Source organism: Mycobacterium sp. (assembly GCF_019247615.1).
Lineage (GTDB): Bacteria > Actinomycetota > Actinomycetes > Mycobacteriales > Mycobacteriaceae > Mycobacterium.
In genome coordinates this window covers 1-9,442 of record NZ_JAFBAT010000239.1, presented here as the reverse complement: position 1 = coordinate 9,442, position 9,442 = coordinate 1, and the positions used below count along the sequence as shown (strand labels likewise).

The window sequence follows — 9,442 nt, the reverse complement described above, 5'->3', positions numbered from 1 at the left end:
CTGCGTGCGGAGGTCCGGACTGCGACGCCGGAGCACCGCCGAATCCGCCGGTCGACGTCGTGGGTATCGCGGCCTGGGTCGGAGCCTGGCTCGAGGGTGGACCGCCGTATTGCGAGCCGTACCCGGCGGGCTGCTGCAGGTTGTGGGCCTGCTGGCCGGCATGCTGCTGCGGGCCTGGCTGACCCGGCTGACCGTCGTACGGCTGCTGACCGTACTGCCCATATTGGCCGTACTGCCCGTATTGGCCGTACTGGCCATATTGCGCGTACGGGTCGAACTTGGGCCGTGGTTTCGGGGCGCTGACGACGCCGGCGTCCAGCAGCAACGCGTAAATCGCCGCGACCGCCTGCAGCCCGCTGAAAACCAGAATTAGCCACAGCCCCCAGCCAATCGAGACGCCGTTGCCCATATTGACGATTTCCGAGACCACCAGCAGCACTCCGAGCACCGCGATCGCCGCGATGACACCCGTATAGTTCTTCGCCCTCGGCAGCAGGCTGGCGGCGGCGAGCAATCCGGCCAGGAGGGCCGCGACGACACCCAGAGCCGTGCCGGCACCGGATACAGCGCTCGACGGACCGATGTCGACATTGACAGTCGCCAGCGGACCGAAGCTCGCCAAATAGGCAAGGAAGCCGAGCGCGGCCACGGCGATGGTCAGGTAGAACGGAAGCTTGCTTTCGCCGTCGCCCTCCTTCGCGAAGGAAGGGGTGGCGCCCGCGTAGGAGCCGCCGGAGTGCGTGGGCTGGTAGCCGGGACTACCGGGCGCGTAGGTCATTACTCCTCCTGTTACTTCCAGTGCCTAGAAGTGCCATGGCGACGCCATTGCATTGCGGCGCTGTCCTTCCAGGTGCGCCGCCTTCGAAAACACCTTCGGAGATCGTGCGTTGCGGCGCGATCGATCACCCACGCTAGCGCACACGCGCGCGCCGGTGCCGCAGCCACCTACTCGGCGCACGACCGGCTGCCGTCGAGGCGGCTTGCCCACCGCAGGTAGAACACGTTCTAATTCTGGGCATGGATTACGGGCTCGTGCTATTCACCAGCGATCGTGGCATCTCCCCCGCGGCAGCCGCCAAGCTTGCCGAGGACCACGGCTTCCACACGTTCTACGTGCCGGAACACACACATATCCCGGTCAAGCGTCAGGCCGCCCATCCGACAACAGGTGACGCGTCGCTGCCGGACGACCGCTACATGCGCACACTCGACCCGTGGGTAAGCCTGGGTACGGCGTGCGCCGTCACCTCGCGGGTGCGGCTCTCCACCGCGGTGGCCTTGCCCGTCGAGCATGACCCCATCACGCTGGCGAAAAGCATTGCGACGCTGGACCACTTGTCGGATGGCCGGGTTAGCCTCGGTGTCGGCTTCGGCTGGAACACCGACGAGCTGAGCGACCATGGCGTGCCCCCGGCGCGGCGACGCACCATGCTGCGCGAGTACCTCGAGGCGATGCGGGCCTTGTGGACGCAGGAGGAGGCCGCCTACGACGGCGAGTTCGTCAACTTCGGACCTAGCTGGGCCTGGCCCAAGCCGGTGCAGCCACACATTCCGGTCCTGGTGGGGGCGGCGGGCAACGAGAAGAACTTCAAGTGGATCGCCCGCAGCGCCGACGGGTGGATCACCACCCCGCGCGACTTCGAGATCGATGAACCCGTCAAGTTGCTGCAGGACACCTGGGCGGCCGCCGACCGGGACGGCGCGCCGCAGATCGTCGCGCTGGACTTCAAGCCGGTCCCCGAGAAGCTCGCGCGCTGGGCCGCGCTCGGGGTGACCGAGGTGCTCTTCGGCCTGCCGGACCGCTCCGACGACGAGGTCGCCGCCTACGTGGAGCGGCTCGCCGCTAAGCTGGCCGCCGTCGTATAGCGCGACGGTTTACACCCCCCCTTTGGAGGTCTGGTGTCCTTTGTGATCGCTGCGCCGGAATCTCTGACGGCTGCGGCCACGGAGTTGGCGAATATCGGTTCGACGGTCAACTCTGCCAACGCAGCGGCGGCCGCCCCGACGGTGGGGATGCTGCCCGCGGGCGCCGACACGGTCTCGTTGGCGGTCACCAGGCTGTTCGCCGCGCACGCGCGGGCGCATCAGGCGCTCAGTAGCGACGCTGCGGCATTTCACCAGCAGTTTGTCCAGCTCCTCAAGTCGGGCGCGGGCGCATACGCCGGTGCCGAAGCCGCCAATGCCGCACCGCTGCAAGCCCTGCAGCAGGATCTGCTTGCGGCGATCAATGCGCCCAGCCAGGCGCTGGTCGGACGCCCTCTGATCGGCAACGGCGCCAACGGCGCCGCGGGAACCGGCCAACAAGGCGCACCCGGTGGGCTGTTGGTCGGCAATGGCGGCGCGGGCGGCTCCGGCGCACCCGGCCAGAGCGGCGGTAACGGCGGGGACGCCGGGGTGCTATACGGCTCCGGCGGCACCGGCGGCGCCGGTGGCGCCAGCATCACCGGCAAGGGCGGCGCCGGAGGCGCCGGCGGCAACGGCGCCCTCTTTGTCGGCCGCGGCGGCAACGGCGGGGCCGGCGGCGCCAGCAGTACGGGCACCGGCGGCACGGGCGGCGACGGCGGCAGCGCCGGTCGCTTGCTCTACGGTGTCGGCGGAACCGGCGGAACCGGTGGCGCCGGCAACACCGGGGGTCGAGGCGGACTAGGCGGCAGCGGCGGCATACTCGGCCTGTTCGGCACCGGCGCCGCCGGCGGCGCCGGGGGAGCCGGCGGCGAGGGCGGCGGCGGCCACGGCGGCACCGGCGGCTCCCAGAGCGGCTTGGACGTCGGTGGCTACCTCTTCGGCATCGGCGGGAGCGGCGGGGCCGGCGGGCCCGGCATCGACAGCCTTGACGGAAGCGGCGGCAGCGGCGGCAGCGGCGGCGGCGGCGGCATACTGTTCGGCGTCGGCGGCACCGGCGGAGCTGGGGCGGGGATCGGCGGGGCCGGCGGAAGCGGCGGCCTGGGCGGCGACCTGTTCGGCGTGGGCGGCCACGGCGGGGTCGGCGGCGTGGGCGCGGTATCCGACACCGATTCGCTCGGGGGCGGGAATGGCGGGCACGGCGGGTTTGGCGGCCTCGTCGCCGGCCTCGGCGGCACCGGCGGCACCGGCGGCGCTGCCCCATCCGTCGACACGTCCGTCAACGGCGGAGACGGCGGCCTCCTCTTCGGCTACGGCGGCGACGGGGGAAACGGCGGAGACGGCGGCCTCCTTTTCGGCTTCGGCGGCGCCGGCGGCGTCGGGGGCGCTGGCGCCTTCCCGGGCGATGGCGGCATAGGCGGCCGCGGCGGATTGCTGTTCCAGGGCCGAAGCGGAGAGCCGGGGCCCAAAACCTGAACTGCGGGCCACCGGACCGCCCAGACTCCGCCGCTACAGGCTGGCGAGGATCTCCCGGGCCAGCGCCGCGGTCTCCGACGGCGTCTTGCCGACCTTGACGCCGGCCGCCTCGAGGGCCTCCTTCTTGGCGGCGGCGGTGCCCGACGAGCCGGACACGATCGCCCCGGCGTGGCCCATCGTCTTGCCCTCCGGGGCGGTGAACCCCGCGACGTAACCGACGACCGGCTTGGATACGTGGGCCTTGATGTAGTCGGCGGCACGCTCCTCGGCGTCGCCGCCGATCTCCCCGATCATCACGATGACCTTGGTGTCCGGGTCCTTCTCGAACGCCTCGATGGCATCGATGTGGGTGGTGCCGATCACCGGATCCCCACCGATACCGATGGAGGTCGAGAACCCGAAGTCACGCAGCTCGTACATCATCTGGTAGGTCAGCGTGCCCGACTTCGACACCAGCCCGACCGGTCCCGGGCCGGTGATGTTGGCGGGGGTGATGCCCACCAGCGCCTGACCGGGGGTGATGATGCCGGGACAGTTCGGGCCGATGATGCGGGTCTTGTGACCCGTGCTCAGGTTGTAGGCCCACGCATAGGCGGTGTCCTGCACCGGAATCCCTTCGGTGATGACGACCAGGAGGGGGATTTGGGCGTCGACGGCCTCGATGATGGCGTCCTTGGCGAACTTCGGCGGCACAAAGATAATCGACACGTCGGCGCCGGTCTTCTCCATCGCCTCCGCGACGCCGCCGAACACCGGCAGCTTGACGATCCGGCCGCCCTTGTCCTCGTGCGTGACGGTGGTGCCGGCCTTGCGCGCGTTCACGCCACCGACGATCTGGGTGCCCGCCTTGAGCATGCGCGCGGTGTGGACCGTGGCCTCGCTGCCGGTGATGCCCTGCACGATGACCTTGTTGTCCTGGTTGAGGAAAATCGACATCTGCACAGGTCCTTTCTCAGGCGCTCGCTAGCTCGGCGGCCTTGTCGGCGGCCTCGTCCATCGTGGGCACCAGCGTCACGAGCGGGTGGTTGGCCTCGGTCAGAATGCGGCGCCCCTCCTCGACGTTGTTGCCGTCCAGGCGTACCACCAGCGGCTTGTTGGCGTCGTCACCGAGGATTTCCAGGGCCTTGACGATCCCCGTGGCCACGGCATCACAGGAGGTGATGCCACCGAAGACGTTGACGAACACGCTCTTGACCTGCTCATCGTTGAGCACCACGTCCAACCCGGCCGCCATCACCTCCGCCGACGCGCCGCCGCCGATGTCGAGGAAGTTGGCCGGCTTGACGCCGCCGTGCTTCTCGCCGGCGTAGGCGACTACGTCGAGCGTCGACATCACCAGGCCCGCGCCGTTGCCGATGATGCCGACCTGACCGTCGAGTTTGACGTAGTTGAGGTGGTTCTCCTTGGCCTTGAGCTCCAGCGGGTCGGTGGCGTCGCGGTCCTCGAACTCGGCGTGTTCGGGGTGGCGGAAGTCCGCGTTGGCGTCCAGCGTGACCTTGCCGTCGAGCGCGAGGATCCGGTCGTCCGGGGTGCGCACCAGCGGGTTGACCTCGACCAGCGTCGCGTCCTCCCCGACGAAAAGCTCCCAGAGCTTGGAGATGGTGACGGCGGCGGCGTCGAGCACCTCGGCCGGCAGGTGGCCCTGTTCGGCGATGGAGCGGGCGGTCGCCAGATCGACGCCCTTGACCGCGTCCACGGGTACCTTGGCGAGCCGATCGGGCTTGGTGGCGGCGACTTCCTCGATCTCCATGCCGCCCTCCACCGAGCACATCGCCAGGTAGGTGCGGTTGGCGCGGTCGAGCAGAAAGGAGATGTAGTACTCCTCGGCGATGTCGCTGGCCTCGGCGACCAGCAGCTTCTTCACGATGTGGCCCTTGATGTCGAGGCCGAGGATGTTCTTGCCGTGCTGGTAGGCGTCCTCGGGTGTCGCGGCGTACTTGACGCCGCCGGCCTTACCGCGTCCGCCGATCTTGACCTGGGCCTTGACCATTACCGGGCGGCCGATCTCCTCGGCGATGGCGCGAGCACCCTCGGCACTGTCGGTTACCCGACCCGGGGTGCTCGGTACGTTGTGCTTGGCGAACAGTTCTTTTGCTTGATACTCGAAAAGGTCCATGGGCTCACCGTCTTTGCTCGACATAATGCTGGGCCGATACGTCGACCCGGCACTGGGGACAGCCGGAATCGGTAACTTGCACGGTGGCACTGTATCCACCCACCGGATCGCCGCTACGGTCGCGTCGCCCATTACGGAGGGTTTATGGCAGCCCGGCGGGCTGCAGACGTGATCCAGTTCACAATATCGGTCCGGATTCTGCACCGAGGTTGCCAGTGCAGTCGGTCAGCCGCTACCTTCCTAGGGTCCAGATAACGTTATGGTCACGATACGAGGACATTCCAGCTTGCCCCAGCATCGTCTCTTACCTTCGTCTGCCCGGGATTCGGGCGCCAATTCGGACCTGAAATCCGACCTGAAATCGGACCTGAAATCCGACATCGTCAGGGTGGGTCGCGCGGCAGGTGGTCGGCTTTCCGAGCCGAACCGAAACGAAGTGACGGAGATCCTGCCCCTCGACGGCTTCGACTTCGATGACTTCGACCTCGTCGGTGACTGTCGGGAACTGGACCACCTGGACCTCAGCGCCGACTCCACCTTCGATAACGAAGCGCAGGTGCTGCGGGCGCCCGAGCTCGACGACCTGCACGAGACTGACGACCTAGGCCCGCTTTCACTGGCCGCCCCCGTGACCGTGGAGGTCCTTTCGCGATTCCACACCGCGGTCGATCCGCACCGGGTTGACCGCCCGCAAATCACGTCGGACATCACCGACGTCATTCCGGCGGTGCGCCGCCACGGCCAGCATCGCAAGCAGCCCACCAGTGCGGCCCGGGGACGCCTGCTGATCTCGGCAATGGCCGCCGGCGCGGCAGCCGCGGCGGCCCACACGGCGACGAGCCACGCCGACACCCCCAAGACCGAGGCCGTCCTGACCGCCAACGTGTCGGCACTTTCCGGCGGCGCGCCCAGCAACACGATCCGCGGAGCGCAGGTGGTCGCGGCCCAACCAGCGGTCAATGCCGCGGTGCACAACGAGGAACTCGCCCGGGGCGTGGCCTTCGCCCACGATCGCGCGCAGCGGGAGGCACGGCTGCAGCAGCCGCTCTATGTGATGCCGACGAAGGGCATCTTCACCTCCAACTTCGGGTACCGCTGGGGCGTGCTGCACGCGGGGATCGACCTCGCCAACTCGATCGGGACCCCGATTTACGCGGTGTCCGATGGCGTCGTCATCGAGGCGGGCCCGGCCGGCGGCTACGGAATGTTGGTCAAGCTGCGCCATGCCGACGGCACGGTAACGCTGTACGGCCACGTCAACACCACGCTCGTCAGCGTCGGCCAACAGGTGATGGCCGGGGACCAGATAGCCACCATGGGTAACCGGGGCAACTCCACGGGACCCCACCTGCATTTCGAGGTGCTCCTGGGCGGCACCGAAAGAATTGACCCAGTCCCATGGTTGGCAAAGCGGGGACTCAGCGTCGGCAACTACGCTGGCTGAGGTGACCGCGCCCGACGACCCACCTGCTCCCGCGCCACCCGAGCATGCCGCACCGCCGTCCGAGTCGCGGACGCGGATCATCCGACGGGCGCCGACCGGGCCCATACCCGTGGTGCCGGATTCGCCCACCACGCACCTTCCCCCACGTCCGTCGCTCTACGAAGCGGGGCCCGGCAGCGCCCGGCGTGCAGGCGTCGGCGCGCTGCCTGCCGACGAGCCCATCGACCGCGCGGCCGTGGCCGCATGCGCGATCAGCATCGTCAGCGGGTGGGCCACGTCCGTCGTCGCCACCGACCTGATCGCCGGTTGGTGGCGAACCGACCGCCTGTTCTGCATCGCGGTCGCCTTTCTCGCGCTGGTGTTCGCGATAACCACCATCTCCGGGGTGATCCTGCTGCTGCAGCATCGACCCGTGGGGCGATACCTCATCGCGGCGGGCGCGGTGGTCGCGGTGCTCACCTATGGCGGCGTGTTTCTGGCGGGCGCACGCGTCGCGTGGATCGTGTACGTGCTGTGGGTGTTGCCGGTCGCGAGCGTGGTGCTGGCGTTTATGCCGGAAATCAAACGCCGGCTGCGGCGGTAATTGGCTGGCTGCTGCGGCCCGACGCCTTCGACACGCTTTAGAGCTTGCTGAGCGGGGCGTGGTTGTGCATCAGCTTGACCCGGCCCGAGCTGCCGAAGTCGATCAGTGACATCGCCGATTCGCCGACGCCGGAGACTTCCTCGACGCGGCCCAGCCCGTACTTGTCGTGCGTCACCCGGTCGCCGGGCTCCAGTACCAGCAGCGGACGTTTGCCCGCCCCCGGGCGCGTCGGTGCCGGACGCGGCGCGCCGAATCGGCCGGCACCGCTCACCGGGGCGCTGAATGACGCTGTCGGTGCGCTGCGCCGCCAGTCGATGAGCTCCTGCGGGATCTCCCGCAGGAATCGCGATTCCGGATTGAGCATGGGCTGTCCCCAGGACGACCGGACGATGGCCCTGCTCACATACAGCCGCTGGCGCGCCCGGGTGATGCCGACATAGGCCAGGCGCCGCTCCTCGCAGAGTTCGGTGGGATCATCGAGCGCCCGCATGTGCGGGAACATCCCGTCCTCCCAGCCGGTGACAAACACCACCGGGAATTCCAAACCTTTTGCGGTGTGCAGCGTCATGAGCGTGACCATGCCGGCACCCTCGTCCGGTATCTCATCGCTGTCGGACACCAGCGAAACCCGCTCCAGAAACGCCGCCAGCACACCGGTGTCCGGCACGTCCTCGGGCGTTTGCAGCGAGTCGTCGAGCGCGGCCGTGTTCGCCAGGTCGGTGCTGAATTCGTGTGCGACGCTGACCAATTCGTTGAGGTTGTCCAACCGCGCCAACTCCTGCGGATCGGTGGAGGACTCCAGCTCGGCGCGGTATCCGGTGCGTTCGAGCACCAACTCGACCAGGTCACCGAGGTCCTCGTCGAGGTGGCCCCTGAGGTCGTCGAGCAGGTCGACGAAACCCGCGATCGCCTTCTCGGCACGGGTATTCAACATCGGCACCTTGCCTTCGGCCGCCGCGACGAGCGCGTCGGCGAAACTGGCACCGGTGTTCTCGGCGTAGACCGCAACGCAAGCCTCCGCCCGGTCACCGATGCCCCGACGGGGCGTGTTCAGGATGCGCCGCATGCTGACCGCATCACCGGGATTGTCCAACACCCGCAGGTACGCGACGATGTCGCGGATCTCCTTGCGCTCGTAGAAACGCACTCCCCCAACGACTTTGTACGGAATGCCGGCGCGGATGAACACCTCTTCCAACGAGCGCGACGAGTTGTTGGTGCGGTAGAACACGGCCACGTCGTTATAGGTGATCTCGCCCCGCTCGGCCAGGGCGTCGATCTCCTCGGCCACGAACCTGGCCTCGTCGTGCTCGTTGTCGGCGACGTAGCCGACGATCGGCTCGCCGGCGCCGGCGTCGGTCCACAGGCGTTTCTCCCGCCGCCCCGCGTTACGGGCGATGACGGAGTTGGCCGCCGACAGAATGTTTTGCGTCGATCGGTAGTTCTGTTCCAGCAGAATGGTTTTGGCGTCTGGATAGTCGCGTTCGAAGTCCTCGATGTTCCGGATGGTCGCGCCCCTGAACGCATAGATCGACTGATCGGCATCGCCGACGACGCACAGTTCCCCGGGGGCCACACCATCCTCGGTGTCCGTGCCCACCAATTCCCGCACCAGCACGTACTGGGCGTGGTTGGTGTCCTGGTATTCGTCCACCAGAACGTGCCGGAAACGCCGCCGGTAATACTGGGCGATCTGCGGGAAGTGCTGCAGCACCGCCACCGTTTCCCCGATCAGATCGTCGAAGTCCAAGGCGTTGGCCGCCCGCAGCCGCCGCTGGTATTCGCCGTAGACCGAGGCGACCGTGCGGCTCAGCTCATCGGAGGCGTCCGACAGGTCGGCCACGGCCTGGTCCGGATCGATCAATTCGTTCTTCAGGTTGGAGATGGCGTTGGCCAGCAGCCGCGGCGAATAGCGCTTGATGTCGAGCCCCATGTCACGCCCGATCATCTGCAGCAGACGTCGCGAATCATCGGCGTCATA

Annotated in this window: 8 protein-coding genes; 4 read left to right on the top strand and 4 right to left on the bottom strand. The window is 68.2% G+C overall.

Going from position 1 to position 9,442, the window contains the following annotated elements:
- A partial coding sequence (locus tag JO059_RS16380; RefSeq protein WP_293320516.1) for a DUF5336 domain-containing protein occupies nucleotides 1-778 on the bottom strand: 778 nt, incomplete at its 3' end.
- Nucleotides 779-1,017: 239 nt separating this feature from the next.
- On the opposite strand from JO059_RS16380, the gene JO059_RS16375 reads away from it, so the two are divergent.
- Both JO059_RS16375 and JO059_RS16370 read left to right on the top strand, forming a co-directional pair.
- Nucleotides 1,018-1,866, top strand: coding sequence for an LLM class F420-dependent oxidoreductase (locus JO059_RS16375; protein ID WP_293320514.1), 849 nt, complete (start codon nucleotides 1,018-1,020; stop codon nucleotides 1,864-1,866).
- Between the two features lie 33 nt (nucleotides 1,867-1,899).
- A complete protein-coding gene (locus JO059_RS16370; protein ID WP_366516229.1) occupies nucleotides 1,900-3,318 on the top strand; it encodes a PE family protein in 1,419 nt (472 codons plus the stop codon).
- Nucleotides 3,319-3,351: 33 nt separating this feature from the next.
- Here the strand turns inward: JO059_RS16370 and sucD are convergent, their stop codons facing one another.
- Nucleotides 3,352-4,254: a succinate--CoA ligase subunit alpha gene (sucD, locus tag JO059_RS16365; RefSeq protein WP_293320512.1), complete on the bottom strand. Its 903-nt coding sequence runs from the start codon at nucleotides 4,252-4,254 to the stop codon at nucleotides 3,352-3,354.
- Between the two features lie 16 nt (nucleotides 4,255-4,270).
- Complete coding sequence (gene sucC, locus JO059_RS16360; protein WP_293320510.1) at nucleotides 4,271-5,434, bottom strand: ADP-forming succinate--CoA ligase subunit beta; 1,164 nt, start codon at nucleotides 5,432-5,434, stop codon at nucleotides 4,271-4,273.
- Between the two features lie 388 nt (nucleotides 5,435-5,822).
- Here sucC and JO059_RS16355 point away from each other — a divergent pair, with 388 nt between their 5' ends.
- Nucleotides 5,823-6,878 carry a M23 family metallopeptidase gene (locus JO059_RS16355; protein WP_293320518.1) on the top strand — a complete coding sequence of 352 codons (1,056 nt, stop codon included), beginning with the start codon at nucleotides 5,823-5,825 and terminating at the stop codon, nucleotides 6,876-6,878.
- 1 nt (nucleotide 6,879) lies between these two features.
- Entirely contained in the window at nucleotides 6,880-7,461 is a 582-nt protein-coding gene (locus tag JO059_RS16350) for a hypothetical protein (RefSeq protein WP_293320508.1), read from the top strand.
- Between the two features lie 37 nt (nucleotides 7,462-7,498).
- Here JO059_RS16350 and JO059_RS16345 read toward each other — a convergent pair.
- Nucleotides 7,499-9,442 (bottom strand): 3'-5' exonuclease (locus JO059_RS16345; protein WP_293320506.1); only part of this gene is annotated, 1,944 nt, incomplete at its 5' end.

Excerpts from the sequence above, each read along its gene's own strand:
- sucC (WP_293320510.1), bottom strand. The coding sequence starts at position 5,434 with ATGGACCTTTTCGAGTATCAAGCAAAAGAACTGTTCGCCAAGCACAAC.
- sucD (WP_293320512.1), bottom strand. The coding sequence starts at position 4,254 with ATGTCGATTTTCCTCAACCAGGACAACAAGGTCATCGTGCAGGGCATC.
- JO059_RS16375 (WP_293320514.1), top strand. The coding sequence starts at position 1,018 with ATGGATTACGGGCTCGTGCTATTCACCAGCGATCGTGGCATCTCCCCC.